Origin of the sequence: Aureispira sp. CCB-E, assembly GCF_031326345.1 — a bacterium.
Lineage (GTDB): Bacteria > Bacteroidota > Bacteroidia > Chitinophagales > Saprospiraceae > Aureispira.
Genome location: NZ_CP133671.1, coordinates 5,935,948 through 5,953,607, shown reverse-complemented (window position 1 = coordinate 5,953,607; position 17,660 = coordinate 5,935,948). Strand labels below are relative to the sequence as shown.

General features: G+C 36.2%; 9 protein-coding genes. All 9 read left to right on the top strand.

The genetic code is table 11. The features are described 5' to 3' along the window. Window positions 1-160: 160 nt before the first annotated feature. On the top strand, window positions 161-9,532 hold the full coding sequence (locus QP953_RS23185; protein ID WP_309553104.1) for a T9SS type A sorting domain-containing protein: 9,372 nt from the start codon (window positions 161-163) through the stop codon (window positions 9,530-9,532). A 55-nt stretch (window positions 9,533-9,587) separates the two neighbouring features. Next, a complete protein-coding gene (locus tag QP953_RS23180; protein WP_309553103.1) occupies window positions 9,588-11,075 on the top strand; it encodes a T9SS type A sorting domain-containing protein in 1,488 nt (495 codons plus the stop codon). Between the two features lie 38 nt (window positions 11,076-11,113). After that, window positions 11,114-13,195 carry a T9SS type A sorting domain-containing protein gene (locus QP953_RS23175; RefSeq protein WP_309555558.1) on the top strand — a complete coding sequence of 694 codons (2,082 nt, stop codon included), beginning with the start codon at window positions 11,114-11,116 and terminating at the stop codon, window positions 13,193-13,195. 62 nt (window positions 13,196-13,257) lie between these two features. Next, window positions 13,258-14,745 carry a T9SS type A sorting domain-containing protein gene (locus QP953_RS23170; RefSeq protein ID WP_309553102.1) on the top strand — a complete coding sequence of 496 codons (1,488 nt, stop codon included), beginning with the start codon at window positions 13,258-13,260 and terminating at the stop codon, window positions 14,743-14,745. Between the two features lie 12 nt (window positions 14,746-14,757). Next, window positions 14,758-15,252, top strand: a complete 495-nt coding sequence (locus QP953_RS23165) for a T9SS type A sorting domain-containing protein (RefSeq protein WP_309553101.1) — start codon at window positions 14,758-14,760, stop codon at window positions 15,250-15,252. 57 nt (window positions 15,253-15,309) lie between these two features. Continuing rightward, window positions 15,310-16,797 (top strand): T9SS type A sorting domain-containing protein, encoded by a 1,488-nt coding sequence (locus QP953_RS23160; RefSeq protein WP_309553100.1) that lies wholly within the window; start codon window positions 15,310-15,312, stop codon window positions 16,795-16,797. Between the two features lie 12 nt (window positions 16,798-16,809). Next, a complete protein-coding gene (locus QP953_RS23155; protein WP_309553099.1) occupies window positions 16,810-17,073 on the top strand; it encodes a hypothetical protein in 264 nt (87 codons plus the stop codon). Between the two features lie 6 nt (window positions 17,074-17,079). Beyond that, complete coding sequence (locus QP953_RS28645) at window positions 17,080-17,316, top strand: T9SS type A sorting domain-containing protein (protein WP_408913549.1); 237 nt, start codon at window positions 17,080-17,082, stop codon at window positions 17,314-17,316. Between the two features lie 57 nt (window positions 17,317-17,373). Next, on the top strand, window positions 17,374-17,658 hold the full coding sequence (locus QP953_RS23150) for a hypothetical protein (protein ID WP_309553098.1): 285 nt from the start codon (window positions 17,374-17,376) through the stop codon (window positions 17,656-17,658). Window positions 17,659-17,660 lie beyond the last annotated feature (2 nt).

Sequence of the window (17,660 nt, the reverse complement as noted above, 5' to 3'; positions counted from 1 at the left end):
TAAAATAGTTAAAATGTTAGAGCTTGATAAGATAAAGATAAAAATTATTTTTTAAAAAAAAATACAAATAAAAAAGATAACGAGGTTGCAATTGATGCATTGTATACATATATTTGTAGAATCTAAACCAATTTTTATACAACTAAGCCTTAAAATTATAATGAAAGTTATTCTTACCCTCTTAATGGCATGCTTATGTCATTTATCTACCTATGCTCAAACCGCACTTAATTTTGATGGTGTTGATGATTATACAGAAAGCAATTATTACCATCAATTAGATTTAGGGACTGGAAATTTTGCTATGGAAGCAATGGTCTCTAATTTAGATTTCAGTTTATCAGATACTTTGACAATCTTGAGTCAACAAAACACCAACTCAACCCAAGGAATTTGTTGGTCGATTACGAGTGGAGGCATCCACCTACAAATTGAAAGTATCCTCTATTCAATGAATCATACTTTTTCAGGATGTACGCATTTAGCTATTGTTCGAGACAATGGCAATTTGTTATTTTATGTCAATCATATTTTGTTAGGAACCCAGTCTATAGCGGGAACTGTGAATGCAACCTGTACCAACTGTGCTATATTCATGGGAAAAACCATTGGCGATACAAATTACTTCAAAGGAGCATTGGATGAAGTTCGGATTTGGAATGCTGCTCGTAGTGGAATCAACATTGAGTCCTACGAAACGAGTTGTTTGGATTCTACAGCAATGACGAATAGTAGTTTAGTTGCTTATTGGAATTTTGAAGAAAATACAGGACAGTTTGCCAATAACTTGAGCAGTGTGGCGCATTATGCTCGTTTGGGAAATAGTTTTTATGTGGATGGCAATGACCCCACATGGACGACAACAAGTTGTGTTTCCAGTACTTGTTACCCCAATGGCTTGGCTAATTTTAGCTTGAGTGACAACAATCCCAAAGAGGCGGATTTAGTGGCGTTAAACAAGACTAGTACCAACTCTACAACTCTTTATTGGAACATCAATGGAGATACTACTGTATCTGTTGATTCGCTTCAATATGCTTTTGCTTTAGGAATGAATGTGATTCAATTGGCGACAACTTCTGCAAATGGATTGAGTGCTCGCACTGTTTTGTTAGATGTAAAACGCCCTAAATATCCTTGTGGTGCAGATGAGTATACTACTTGGAGGCAATCGAATGACCCTAATTATTTTAGAACTCAAAGTTTGCTCTATCGAGCTTCTTTGCATGCTAATAACAATAGTAATCCCAACAGCCCAGAGTATCATATCCCTGTTATCTTTCATGTAATAGCAGATAATCAAGCAACTTTAAATGCTTTCCCAGCGAGCCGCATACAGGCTCAATTAGATACGCTTAATAAATATTTTTCAAAAGATTCTACAGGGATTAGCTTTTGTTTGGCACAGAACTTACTTACTACAACAGGGATTTCTGCTTCGTGGTTTCAGTATGGATCAAGTGTTCCTGGAATAACCTATACCTTAGATACACTTGATGAATTTGATTTCACCAATCCAACATACAGAAATGAAGTAATGAGAAAACTACCTTTTGATGCAAAAGAGTATCTCAATATATACATTGTTGACACCATCATTTATCCAGGTATTTCGGTTCTAGGTGTTTCTAGTGTAGGACCCAATTATGGAATTTTTGATGGAATTGGAATTGATTACGATGTATTTACAGGAGGGGCAGTGGCACCAATGGGAAAATCTTTGATACATGAAGTAGGGCATTGGTTAGGCTTGGAACATGTTTTTGAATCAGATGGAATTTGTGATACTTACGAACAATTTAATCCGACATCGGATAGTAGTATAGGGAACTGTTCAACTCCCTATTCTTATGGCACAAGTTGCCCACCCAATCCCCCTTATTTTAGAGGACAGAACCACTTGGATTATCATAATGAACTTTGCTTGAGTGTTTTTACAGGAGGGCAAATAGATCGAATGCACTACATATTAGATAATGGGAGGCCTTATGTGCATTCAGAATATAATCTGATTGCTACAGGAGTACAAGAATTGGGAGGCTGTGTAGACAAGACCAATATTAGTGCTGCTTTTGTAGCATCTTCAGAGTCTGTTTGTGCAGGAGGGTCTATTGAACTAAAAGGTGTTGAAGTACTTTTAGATCACTGGGAATGGCAAATAAGTTGGGACCCGAATAAAAATAATGGAAATCCAGCACCTAGTATGAATGGATTTTGTATTAGTGCATCGCCTTTATTTGGATCAAGTCCTGATTTTCCAGAAACAACTCTTTCTATTTGTGAGCCAGGAATATGGGATGTTAGCCTAACAATACGTGATACCACTTTGGTCGGAGGAAATACTGTGATTACCACAGATGTTGATAGTATGTCCATAGAGGTATTAGATTGTTCGCCCAATGATCAAAGAAATAGGGTAACACTTAGTTTTGATTCAACCGATTGGCAAATTAATGGTGCCACGATTGATAATCTTGGTGCTATTCCAAACGATACAACAATAGGGCATATTGTAACAGGAACAGGATATATACTCCACCAAAATAGTGAAGGAGTAGTGATGCGAACCAATGTTTTTGGAAGCCCATTATGGCGTAGAGCTATTCGAGTTCCTAATGCAGATGTAGAACTTTTTGACGTTGTTTCAAATGTAAATTATCTCGGAACCGATCGAATTGCTTTGGTGGGACGTGTAAAACGAGGCAATACAAGTGAGCTTCTTTTGGTCATTGTAGATCGTGCTGGGAATCTATTGTTTCAAGAAACCTACCAAATGAATAAGAATGGCGTTTTGCAACCCAATGCGGTTGGTTTGGAACTGATTCAACTATCGAATAGCTTCAACAATGATTTAGCGATTGTTGGTTTTGTTGGAGAAGGAGACACCATTAATACCGATAAAAGAGGGTTTATACTTGGTATCAATCCTACCACAGGAATTCAGTGGGAACATTACTTTGAATCTGGAAAATTCACTACTACAGACGATTATGATATCGCAGAAAATGTGACTGAGATTGTTGGTGATTTTGGAAATGGACTAGAAGCAGCTATCGTTATCAGTGGGCATTCCAATCGAACGCAAGGAACTAACACAGGTTCAGGAACTTTTATTAGTTGTTTAACTATAAGTGGAGGAGTTACGACAGAAGAATGGCGAAAAAATGTGGAGTTTCCTAGTGGAATAGGTTCAAGTAAGCCTGTTGCTGTAGCTTACGATAATGGGCGACTATTTTTTGTGTCATTTAATAGTCTTTTACACGGCTCTCTAATTATTGAAATAGACCCCAATACGGGAGATTTTGGTAATGAAGTCTTAATACAGGATTTATATCCTGTAGATTTGATTATAGATGGGACAAATCTCATACTTGGTGGAAGAAATTTAAGTACCAATGAATTAGCAGCAGCAAAAATTCCAATTCCAGCAGTGACTGCCACTAATTTTAATCCTTCCAACATAACTATTCGTACTTACTCTGACACCAAAACACAAGGAGATTGGGGTGGTGTTTATAATGTTTCTAGCTATATAAAAACACCACAATCTGTTGTTCCTTCGGCGAATGGAGGTTATATGTTTATTGGAGAATATGCGCCCAATCTAATAGTTAACAATAATTTTAATGATATAGGCTTAGTTTTTAATAAAATAGATGATGAATTAATTACCACTTGTATGGCTGGAGATTCCTACTCCTCAAGTCTTTCTAATTTCTCTTTTGGATACATTAATCATGCAGATTCTACTCAATTAACTGCTTCTGTTGGCATTGACACTATTAATTGTGATTCTTTAGTGGCAACTTGTTATCAATTAGGTTGTTTAACACCAGGTTATACCTTAAATACGTTTCAATTTAATAAGTGTTCTGCAGATACAGTAATGCTTACAGGGAACTTTTCAGAAATAGGTGATTTTAGTTACCAGTGGAGTCCTTCTGTTTATTTAAGTAGTGATACAGTTCTTGTTCCAACAACAACAACTCCCACAACTCAATTATATACTTTGATTGTTACAGATAATGCAACAGGTTGTGAGGTTGCAGAAGCTAATTATTTAGTGACTATTCCACCAGATACAATTAATAGCTTAGGGTTTCTTAACAAATGTGCCTTAGATTCAGTCGTTCTAGTAAACAGGAATCCAAACATAAGCAACTCAAGTACCTTTACCTATCAATGGAGTCCAGCTACTGGTTTAAGTAATCCTAATATACTGGAACCAATTACCTTTGCAACAATTCTTCCAGCTGAATATACACTTATTGCTGAAGAAGCAGGTGCCTGTACTGTTCATAAAGTAAAATATACTGTTAGTCGTGCTCTTGCTTCAGGAGGGATTGTAACACAGCACCGAATTAATTGTCTTTCTAGTGACCCAGCTTATTCTACCAATTCAAACCCACCACCTAATCACCATCAATTAGATTTAAATCTTGTCTTAAGTAATTTAGGAATTAATGATACAACAGGTATTTGGTCAAATCCTGTGCCACATCAATTTATTACATTGACACCACCATACTTTGATACCATAAATAACATTTTGAATGCAAGATATGCGGAAGGTTTAGGGACACTATATTATACTTATGGTGATACAAACAGCTGCCAAAATAGACTCATCCTACATTTTTTGCCAGATGCCTCTATAAATGGAGCTGATACAATAGATGTCTGTGAAGAAGCAGTGCTTACTTTTAATGCTAGTGGTGTTGATTCTACCATTGAGCATAGATGGGTAATTAATGGTGTTAGTCAAGTGATTACTACAGGAGGAACATCTACTATTTATACTACACTTAACATTATTCCATTCGGAGATAGCCTGTCTATTACAGGTACGTTTAGTTATGATACTACCTATCAATATTATGAAGTAAGTCATACTGCTAGACGCAAAAATTGTCAATTTTATGGAACTTCTTTTTATACTGTAGATATCTATGTTTCCCCAGCAGATGGAACAATCACACTAGATACTTGTACAGGAACTCTAACCCTCCCTACTAATACCCTAAGCGACACCATCCAATGGTATGATGCCACCACAGGACTAGCAATTACAGGAGAAACCACCCATAACTACAGTCCCCCAACAAGTGGTTCTTATTATGCCACAGTAACTACCCCACAATGTGACTTTACAAGTGATACCTTTAATTATACACCATTATCACCCATTAGCAGTACAGCAACAATCAGTTCTAATTACAATGGAGCAGACATATCCTGTTTTGGAGCAGCAGATGGCGCAGCAACTGTGATTGCCAGTAATGGTTTGAGTCCATATACTTATTTGTGGTCTAATGGAGATACCTTGGCCACCACTACAGGTTTAGGAGCAGGGAATTATCAAGTAACTGTAATTGGAGCTTGTTCAGATACAAGTATAGCAAGTGTTACTTTAGGAGAGCCAACAGCAGTAGTAGTAATTGTTGATACAGTTATTCATGTAAGCTGTGCAGGGTTAAGTGATGCTAGCATACATCTATCTACCAATGGTGGAACAAGTCCTTACACCTATCTCTGGTCAAACACTCAAACAGGAAACAATGCTACTAATTTAGCCACAGGTAACTATACAGTAACAGTCAGTGATGCCAATAGTTGTACAGTAAGCACCACCATAAGTGTGAGTGAGCCCAATGTATTAACTACCACCTTAACCAATACCAATCCAATCAGTTGTGTAGGACAGAGTGATGGGGAAATAACTGCCAATACAACAGGAGGAACAGCACCCTACACCTATCTATGGTCAAATAGTGCCAGCACTAATGTTATTACCAACCTAAGCACAGGCACCTATATAGTAACCATTACAGATGTCAACAATTGCACTTATATAGATTCAATTACCCTAACAGTACCACCCCTACCAATTGTCACCACCAATACCACCAATGTTTCTTGCAATGGTGCTGCTGATGGACAGATTACTACCAGTATTACAGGTATAACAGCTCCATACACTTACTTATGGTCAAATGCCCAAACAGGGGCAAATGCTACAGGTTTAATAGCAGGAGGCTATACTTTAACCCTAACAGATGACAATGGTTGTACTGTAAGCACTACAGCAAATGTAACTGAGCCAACCATACTAAGTGCAACCTTAGACAGCACCAATGTAGATTGTATTGCCCCTAATAGTGGAGCGATTGACAATACCCCCACAGGAGGAACCTTGCCTTACAGCTATTTGTGGTCTAATGGAGCCACTACAGAAGATGTAAATGGTTTGATAGCTGGCAATTATTGTGTAACCATAACAGACGCAAACAATTGTACTTTTGTTGCTTGTACCAATATAGAACCTTTGGCAGCCCCCCTTTCTGTGTTGAAGTTGGTGGATAAAGATACCATTGTGCCTTATGATACCATTTGTTATAGTATTGTGGTGACCAATCATTGCCAAAGTGCGAGAGACATAGTGGTCACAGATACCTTGCCTGATGGTTTGTTGCCAACTTATTTGGGAAGTTATACCTATGGTAATGTCACGAATGTTCTGATAGATACCCTAAATTTAGCAGCAGGAACAAGCGACACCCTTCCTTTCAAAGTGCGCGTTTTAATAACAGACAGTTGTGGAAATAATACTACTATGGTCAATCAAGCCAATGCCTTTGAATTAGGCAATCCTAGTTCTATTGTAAGTGCTCTAGCAAGCATCTGGATAAAAGATACCTTTGCCACAAGTTGTACACCTTTGCCTGATACTGTTTATTTTAGTGATTTGATCAATACAGGCCAATTGCTAAGTAATGCTCTGGCTCAAAGTACGCCACAAGTTATTAATGTTGCTGGTGTATGGATATTGGATGTAGGGTTGACGTACAGCTTTACCAATAGTTCTGTATTAAACATGAGTCCTGGAGCTCAAATTATTGTCTCTACAGGAGCAACTTTGAACCTCAACAATGCTACTGTTCGAGCGGCTTGTGCCAACTGTTTGTGGCAACGTATTTTAGTCCAAAACAACGGAACAATTGCGGTGTATGCCACGACATTCCGAGATGCTCAATATGCCATTCAAGCAGAAGATGGGGCAATTTTGCAAGACATTACAGAATCGAACTTTTTAAATAATTTCATTGGTATTTACATCGCTCCCAATGCGAATTACAACAACTTAATTCTTGGAAAATTTAGAGACAATGTATTTTCTGCGCCAAGTATTTTACCCACTTACGTAGGCGTACCAGGAACACCAACACTAGATATTAGTGGAACTGTATCGACGATTACCCCAAATGGGGTTGGCTTGGCTGGGATTTATGGCTGGGATATTCCTGCCTTGAACCTCAACCTATCGCCTGCTGCCTTATCCAATACTTTCCAAAGAATGGTGGCGGGAATTGTCTTGTTTAATTCTAATTTCTCAACAAATTCTTGTAATTTTAATACAATGACCCAAACGGCACTTTATCCAACTAATTTAGCTTATCAAGGCTGTGGGGTGCATGTGCAATCGCCTTTATTAATCGATTTTAAGGAAACTAAGATAGAGGATTGCTCTTTTGAAAATTGTTTTATTGGCATTTCAGGGATCAGCTCTGGAATGCGTATTTATCGCAATCAAATGACCAATATAGAAGACATGGGGGTTCGTTCTATGCGACTGTTTAATACAATTGTACACGTTCAAAACAATACGTTCTCCGATATGGAACGTTTGGGAGTTGCTGCCTTTGATCCTCGTATTCCGAGTGATATTTGGATTGATAACAATACGATTGAGATGAATACAGTACCAGGGGAGGGGGCTTGCATCTTGATAAATGATAACCCAACGGGAGATGCTTCGTCTTTAGTGATTTCGAACAATAACTTAAAGGCAAATCAAGCAGAAAACGGTATTGCTGTTCTTAACCATGAAAACAGCAATGATCCTAAATTTTCGGGGCTTATTCAAGGTAATCGGATTACGATGGAGGGCAATAGCCCAGAACGAGCAGGAATATCAAGCATGAATAGCCGATTACAGATTGAATGTAATACGATTAGTGGGGATGGGCAAACCTTAGGCGCAACCAATACTTATGGTATTGTGGCTGCTGGTGGTGCGCTAGGTGGCGTTAGTACTTATCAATGTAATACCGTTACAAACACTTATACTGGAGTCTTTTTTGAAGGCTTTAATAATACGGTTACTTTTAGAGGCAATGGCTTTGATCGACATGATATTGGATTGCTAATGGATGGTGGTTCTATTATTGGAAACCAGTTTGATAATCAAGGGTATTATGGAAATACTTGGACACACAGCACTAATTTGGATGCTGTACACCAAGGTATAGCACTTATCCAAAACCAATCGCAATTTTTCATTAATTCAACCCCTAGTCTTGATTTTAGACCTCATAACTATAATGGATTAACTGGATGGTTTACTGATAACTCTAATTTTCCAAACTTTGATTGTGTGGAACCCTTTAATTACTGTGGGAATTCTCGTTCTTCTGCCCGATTTAATACAACGAATAATAGAAATAACAGTAGTATTACTCCTCGAATTACAGGGCTAGATAATGCTTTAGCAAGTAATGGTTTAGGAAATATTCCTTTAGTGACCAAGTATAATGCTAAAAGAGCTTTATTTAGAAAGTTAGTGAATAATCCTAGTTTAGCAATTAATAGCCAAAATCCACAGATTCAAAATTTTGTAGCTAGTCATCAGAATACCTGTATTGGTCATTTTGATAATGTGGCAACACAATGTAAACAAACATTTATGATGAGTGCATTGGATTCCATTTTGTTGGACAGCTGTAAGAATATTTGCTTAACTTATTTAGATTCTTTACATCATTTAGATTCTCTGTTGGGTATTAATTTTAATAGCACAATAGCGACTAATAGAAATGGGGTAGCCAATAATTTAGGTAGAGTCATGCAGCAACAACAAGTTTTCCTAGATAATATAGAGACACAACAACAAATAGTATTAACCCCTATTTGTACCAATAATAACTCTTTTAATACGACAGTTTTGCATGAAGTCTTAGAGAAAGAAGTGAATGATATTTACTTAAATACACTAGCAAAAGGAATCTTAGAATTTAATGCTAGTGAGCTTGTGGCTTTGCGACAAATAGCAGATCATTGTCCTCAAGAAGGTGGTGCAGCCGTTCATCAAGCAAGAGGAATGCTATCTATGGTAGAGGATGTGAATTTACTGAATTTTGATTGTGTTAGTAGCGGTGGAAGATCCAATGGAGAAGAAAATAGCAATACTAACAAAGATAATAGTATTGTTGAGAATGAAATGGAAGTATGGAATTTAATCTTATATCCTAATCCAACAAGTAGCCTTATTACCCTAGAAAGTAATCTAGTATTAGAAAAAAGTACAAGAATAGAAATCTATAATGTATTAGGACAGAAAGTAAAGGCAATTTCTGTAAACGAAGCGACTCAAAGTATAGAAATAGATATATCTTTATTCTTAGATGGCATTTATACTTTACGTTTGAAAAATAAAGAAAATATCATTACAAAATCCTTTGTGGTGGTTAAATAATAATAAATCAAAGTCTATAGCGATTAATCTCTATAGACTTTCTAATATTATAACAATGAAATACTTTTTTATACTCTTCAGTTTTGTCTATTCTTTAAATTGCTTTTCACAACAATATGATAATAATTGGTTAGTCGGAGGAGGTTTTGGGGGTACTAAGAGCACTAAAATGACATTTAATAATATAATCTTAGTTGATAGTGTTAATAGAAACCTACCTATGAATAGAACGGCTATTTCTATGTCAGATAGTTTAGGGAATCTAATTTTTTATTCGAATGGAATTAAAATACACAATGCCCAGCATCAACTAATGCAAAATGGAGACAGTTTAAACCTAGGGCAGATAGCAAATAGTAATAGGGCGGCGGGATACACAATCAATGAAGGAATGATATCAATACCTCATCCTATCCACACAAATAAATACTATGCTTTTCATCAAGCAATTTCGAATGCAAGTGCTCTAGCAGGTTTTACAGATAAACTGTATTACACTTTAGTTGATATGAATGCGAATGGGGGCTTAGGAAAGGTTGAGGTGAAAAATCAAATTATGTTAGAAAACGATTCGATTTGTGGGGGGCAATTAGAGGTGGTCAAACACGGTAATGGTCGAGATTGGTGGTTGATACAGCCGATGAGTGGCTCGAATGGGTATCATGTATTTTTGATTGCAGGAAATACTATTTCTTACCATCATAAACAGTACTTAGGCACAACTAAAACCCTAGGGAATGAAGTTTTAGGACAAGCTACTTTTAGTCATCAAGGAGATAAATACATTCGATATGACTATAAAAATGATTTAGACATTTATGATTTTGATAGGTGTTCAGGTTATCTATCGAATTATTTGCACATTCCTATTATTGATTCTATCGATAATGCGGCATTTAGCAACGTTTCAACAGGTGCAGCAATATCTCCAAATGACCGATATTTATATGTCTCTTCTTGGATATATCTGTATCAATTTGACTTATGGGCATCCAACATAGCTGCCTCAAAAGATACCGTAGCAGTTTACGATAATGTTTTGTCTGGAACGAAACCTACCTTTTTTGGTTACATACAATCTGCACCAGATGGGAAGATTTATAGTCATAGTGACAATGTATCTTATATGCATGTCATCAATAATCCTAATATAGGAGGGATAGGTTGTAATGTAGTACAACGAGGCTTAGATGTATTTTTTGAGCAAGGGCACTTCCTACCCAATATGCCTCACTACAGAACACCCAAATTATCAGGCTCCGCCTGCGATACCTTGACGAGTATAGCAACAATAGAAAACAAAGAAGACGTTTTAATCTACCCAAACCCAGCAAGTACGAGTATTAGCATAGCGGCAAGCTCCACTATAGAGCAAGTAGTGGTTTATGATGCTTTGGGTCGGGAGGTGTTGTGTTCTTTGGTAGGGAAAGAATTGGAGGTAGTCTTGGATATAAAGGAGTTGAGCAATGGAACGTATGTTGTTTCGGTCGGTTTGGAGAATGGTCGATTATTGACCGAGAAGGTGGTGGTGCTTCGAGAGTAAAAAAGAATTTCTCAACAAATTCTTGTAATTTTAATACAATGACCCAAACGGCACTTTATCCAACTAATTTAGCTTATCAAGGCTGTGGGGTGCATGTGCAATCGCCTTTATTAATCGATTTTAAGGAAACAAAGATAGAGGATTGCTCTTTTGAAAATTGTTTTATTGGCATTTCAGGGATCAGTTCTGGAATGCGTATTTATCGCAATCAAATGACCAATATAGAAGACATGGGGGTTCGTTCTATGCGACTGTTTAATACAATTGTACACGTTCAAAACAATACGTTCTCCGATATGGAACGTTTGGGAGTTGCTGCCTTTGATCCTCGTATTCCGAGTGATATTTGGATTGATAACAATACGATTGAGATGAATACAGTACCAGGGGAGGGGGCTTGCATCTTGATAAATGATAACCCAACGGGAGATGCTTCGTCTTTAGTGATTTCGAACAATAACTTAAAGGCAAATCAAGCAGAAAATGGTATTGCTGTTCTTAACCATGAAAACAGCAATGATCCTAAATTTTCGGGGCTTATTCAAAGTAATCGGATTACGATGGAGGGCAATAGCCCAGAACGAGCAGGAATATCAAGCATGAATAGTCGATTACAGATTGAATGTAATACGATTAGTGGGGATGGGCAAACCTTAGGCGCAACCAATACTTATGGTATTGTGGCTGCTGGTGGTGCGCTAGGTGGCGTTAGTACTTATCAATGTAATAATGTCACTCTAACGAATGTTGGGGTCTTTTTTGAAGGCTTTAATAATACGGTTACTTTTAGAGGCAATGGCTTTGATCGACATAATACTGGATTGTTGTTGGATGGTGGCGCTATTATTGATGTACAACAGTACACTGGAAATACTTGGACGCATGCTGCTAATTTGGATGCCTTTCACCAAGGAAGTGTACCAATACAACAACTTTCAAGGTTTGACATTAATTCTAACCCTAATCCTGATTTTAGACCTCATAACTATAATGGATTGGGTGGATGGTTTATAGACCAACCTAATTCACCAAACTTTGATTGTGTAGAACCTTTTAACTTCTGTGGAAACTCTCGTTCTTCTGCTCAGTCTAATACAACAAATAGTAGAAATAACAGCACAAATAACCCTAGGGTTACAGGACTAGATAATGCTTTAGCAAGAAATAACTCAGGAAATATTCCTTTAGTAACCAAGTACAATGCAAAAAGAGCTTTGTTTAGAAAGTTAGTGAATAATCCTAGTTTAGTAAATAACAGTCAAAATCCTCACATTCAAAATTTTGTAGCTAGTCATCAGAATACCTGTATTGGGCATTTTGATAATATTGCCACACAATGTGAACAAGCATTTATGGTGAGTACATTGAATTCTGTGTTATTGGATAGTTGTAAAAATACTTGTTTGATTTATTTAGATTCTTTGCATCATTTAGATTCTATTTTAGCTGATAATTTTAATACTTTGACAGCTATAGCTAGAAATTCTGTAGCTAATAGTTTAAGTAGAGCTATGCAGCAACAACAAATTTTGTTAGATAATATAGAGACACAACGACAAGTAATCTTAACACCTATTTGTGCAAATAACAACTCTTTTAACACAACAGTTCTACATGAAGTCTTAGAAAAAGAAGTGAATGATTTTTACCTAAATACACTAGCAAAAGGCATCTTAGAATTTAATGCTAGTGAGCTTGTGGCTTTGCGACAAATAGCAGCTCATTGTCCTCAAGAAGGTGGTGCAGCCGTTCATCAAGCAAGAGGAATGCTCTCTATGGTAGAAGATGTTAACTTATTGAATTTTGATTGTACTCCTAATAATGGACGTTCTTCTATAGAGGATACATCAGATGAAACTGCTAATGCAGAAGTATGGGATTTAATCTTATACCCAAACCCAACAAGCAATGTAATCACTCTAGAAAGTAATCTAGTTCTAAAAGATGAAATTCAAATAGAAATCTACAATGCTTTAGGGCAGAAAGTAAAAGAAATGTCCATCAATGAAGATATTAATACCATAGATATTAACGTTAATTCATTCTTAGATGGGATTTATAATATACGTTTGCAGAGTGGTATTTATAAGGTAACGAAATCCTTTGTAGTAGTTAAATAATAAAAATAATATATTGAGCCTAAAGAGATTATTTTTCTTTAGGTTTTTTAACTTTTATAATAATGAGATACTTTTTTATACTCTTTAGTTTTATTTATTCTTTCAATGGCTCTGCGCAGCTATATGATAACAATTGGCTAGTTGGATCAGGACAGTTTGCAACAAAGTCAACACAAATTATTTTTGATAATCCTCTGTTGATAGACAGCGTTTCTCGTTCTATGGAAATAGATAGAGCAGCTATTTCTGTATCTGATAGTCTAGGCAATTTAATTTTCTATTCTAATGGAATAAAAATACACAATGCACAATATCAATTGATGCAAAATGGAGATAGTCTCAATCCTGGTCAAGTTGCAGATAATTTTAGACAATTTGGCTATCCTATTAATGAAGGAATAATAGCTATCCCTCATCCTGTTCAAGCCAACAAATACTATATTTTTCATCAAGCTACTAGTAACACAAGTGCTCTAGCAGGTTTTGCAGAAAAGTTGTATTACACCCTAGTGGATATGAATGCCAATGGAGGTTTAGGAAAAGTGGAAACAAAGAATCAAATTTTGCTGGAAAATGACTCAATCTGTCCAGGTCAATTGGAAGTAGTAAAGCATGGTAACGGTAGAGATTGGTGGTTGATACAACCCATGGGTTTCAATAATGGCTATCATATTTTCTTAATTGCAGAAAATACTATTTCTTATCATCACAAACAATATTTAGGAAATGTTAAGCTTTGGGGAAATGAAATGGCAGGGCAAGCGACTTTTAATCATCAAGGAGACCAATATTTCAGGTATGATGATAAGAACGATTTAGACATTTACGATTTTGACAGGTGTTCAGGTTATTTGTCCAATTATTTGCATATACCTATTATAGATTCGGTTGATAATTTATTGTTTAGTGCTATTTCAACAGGTGTAGCAGTCTCTTCAAACGACAGATATTTATATGTTTCTTCTTGGATTTACATGTATCAATTTGATTTATGGGTATCTAATATAGCTGCATCAAAGGATACTGTTGCTATTTTTGATAACTATATGTATGGGGTACACCCTGTGTTATTTGGTTATATACAATCGGCTCCTGATGGGAAGATTTATAGCCATGTAAATAATACACCTTATATGCACATTATTGATAATCCAGATGTTGGAGGTATAAGCTGTAATGTCGTACAGCGAGGTTTAGATGTGTTTTTTGTACATGGGCATTTCCTGCCCAACATGCCACATTATCGTATGCCTGCTTTATCAGGCTCCGCCTGTGACACCTTGACGAGTGTAGCAACGATAGAAAGCAAAGAAGACGTTTTAATCTACCCAAACCCAGCAAGTACGAGTATTAGCATAGCGGCAAGCTCCACTATAGAGCAAGTAGTGGTTTATGATGCTTTGGGTCGGGAGGTATTGTGTTCTTTGGTAGGAAAAGAATCGGAGGTAGTCTTGGATATAAAGGGGTTGAGCAATGGAACGTATGTTGTTTCGGTTGGTTTGGAGAATGGTCAATTATTAACCGAGAAGGTGGTGGTTTTACGACCGTAAAAGGAACAAGAAGTGAATGATATTTACTTAAACACATTGGCAAAAGGAATCTTAGAATTCAGTAACAGTGAACTGATTTCTTTAAGACAAATAGCAGCACACTGCCCACAAGAAGGAGGTGCAGCCGTACATCAAGCAAGAGGCATGTTGTCTATGGTAGAAGATGTGAAGCTATTGAATTTTGATTGTGTTGCTAATAATAGTCGTTCTTCTATAACAGAAGAAGAAAATAAATCAGAGGAAACTGCTAATGCAAAAAGATGGGATATAATCTTATATCCAAATCCCACAAATAGTATAATAACTTTAGAAAGTAACTTAGTTCTAGAAGATGAGATACAAATTGAAGTTTACAATGCTTTAGGTCAGAAAGTGAAAGCTATTTCTATCAATGAAAATACTAACACAATAGACCTAAATGTTAGTTCACTATTGGATGGTATTTATAATATTCGCCTACAAAGTGGCGCTTACAAGATTACAAAATCTTTTGTATTGATAAAATAATCTTAACGAATCAAGCCCAAAGAGAATTATCTCTTTGGGCTTTTTAATTTAATAACAATGAGATACATCTTTATACTTTTCGGTTCTATAGTTTATTTTAATTCTTTTGCACAGCAACATGATAATAATTGGCTAGTTGGAGCAGGACAGTATACTACAAAATCAACCCAAATTACATTTAACAATAACCTTGTTGTAGACAGTATTTTTCGCTCTATGGAAATAGACAGAGCAGCTATTTCTGTATCTGATAGCTTAGGGAATTTAATTTTTTACTCTAATGGAATAAAAATACACAATGCACAATATCAGTTGATGCAAAATGGAGATAGTTTAAATCCAGGGCAAATAGCAGATAATTTTAGACAGTCTGGTTATCCTATTAATGAAGGAATGATTGCAATTCCACATCCTGTTCAGACCAACAAATATTACGCTTTTCATCAAGCTAGCACAAATGCAAGTGCTCTAGCAGGCTTTGCAGATAAACTATACTATACTCTAGTGGATATGAATGCCAATGGAGGTTTAGGAAGAGTCGAAACAAAGAATCAAGTTTTATTAGAAAATGACTCAATCTGTCCAGGACAATTGGAAGTGGTAAAGCATGGAAATGGTCGAGATTGGTGGTTGATACAACCCATGGGTTTTAGCAATGGTTATCATGTTTTTTTAATTGCAGGAAATACGATTTCTTACCATCACAAACAATATTTAGGAAACGTTAAACTTTGGGGAAATGAAATGGCAGGACAAGCTACTTTTAATCACCAAGGGAATCAATATTTTAGGTATGATCATAGGAGTGATTTAGATATTTATGATTTTGATAGATGCTCGGGGTATTTTTCTAACTATTTGCACATACCTATTGTTGATTCTGTAGATAATTTAGCATTTAGTGCTGTTTCAACGGGTGTAGCTGCTTCTCCCAATGATCGTTACTTATATGTATCATCTTGGATTTATCTATATCAATTTGATTTATGGGCATCGAATATAGCTGCTTCAAAAGATACGGTAGCTATCTTTGATAACTATATGTATGGGGTACATCCTGTGTTATTTGGTTATATACAATCGGCTCCTGATGGGAAGATTTATAGCCATGTAAATAATACACCTTATATGCACATTATTGATAATCCAGATGTTAGAGGTATAAGCTGTAATGTCGTACAGCGAGGTTTAGATGTGTTTTTTGTACATGGGCATTTCCTGCCCAATATGCCCCACTACAGAACCCCAATATTATCAGGCTCTGCCTGTGATACCTTGACGAGTCTAGCAACGATAGAAAGCAAAGAAGACGTTTTAATCTACCCAAACCCAGCAAGTACGAGTATTAGCATAGCGGCAAGCTCGACTATAGAGCAAGTAGTGATTTATGATGCTTTGGGTCGGGAGGTATTGTGTTCTTTGGTAGGGAAAGAATCGGAGGTAGTCTTGGATATAAAGGAGTTGAGCAATGGAACGTATGTTGTTTCGGTCGGTTTGGAGAATGGTCGATTATTGACCGAGAAGGTGGTGGTTTTACGACCGTAAAAGGAACAAGAAGTGAATGACATATATCTAAACACACTGGCAAAAGGAATCTTAGAATTTAATAGTAGTGAATTGGTTTCTTTACGACAAATAGCTGCACATTGTTCGCAAGAAGGAGGTGCAGCTGTACATCAAGCTAGAGGGATGCTCTCTATGGTTGAGGATACCGATTTATTGAATTTTAATTGTATTAGCAATAATGGAAGATCGAATGGAGAAGAAAATAGAAATACTGAGAAGGATAATAATACTGCTGAGAGCGAAACAGAAGTATGAGATTTAATCTTATATCCCAATCCAACAAACAATACCATTACCTTAGAAAGTAATCTAGTTCTAGAAGATGAGATACAAATAGAAGTCTATAATGCTTTAGGACAGAGAGTAAAAACTATTTTTATTAACGAAGATATCAATACAATAGAGATAGATCTAAGTTTATTATTGGATGGTATTTATAACATTCGTTTACAAAGTGGTGCTTACAAGATTACAAAGTCTTTTGTAGTGGTAAAATAATTTTAATAAATCAAGCCCAAAGAGGATATTCTTTTTGGGCTTTTTAATTTTATAATAATGAAGTACGTTTTTATACTCTTTGGTTGTATAGTTTGCTTTAATTCTTATGTCCAACAATATGATAAGAATTGGCTAGTTGGTGGCGGTGGAACAAAGTCAACTCACATTATTTTTGATAATCCTCTGTTGATAGACAGCGTTTCTCGTTCTATGGAAATAGATAGAGCAGCTATTTCTGTATCTGATAGTCTAGGCAATTTAATTTTCTATTCTAATGGAATAAAAATACACAATGCCCAACATCAATTAATGCAAAATGGGGATAGTCTCAATCCTGGGTAGGT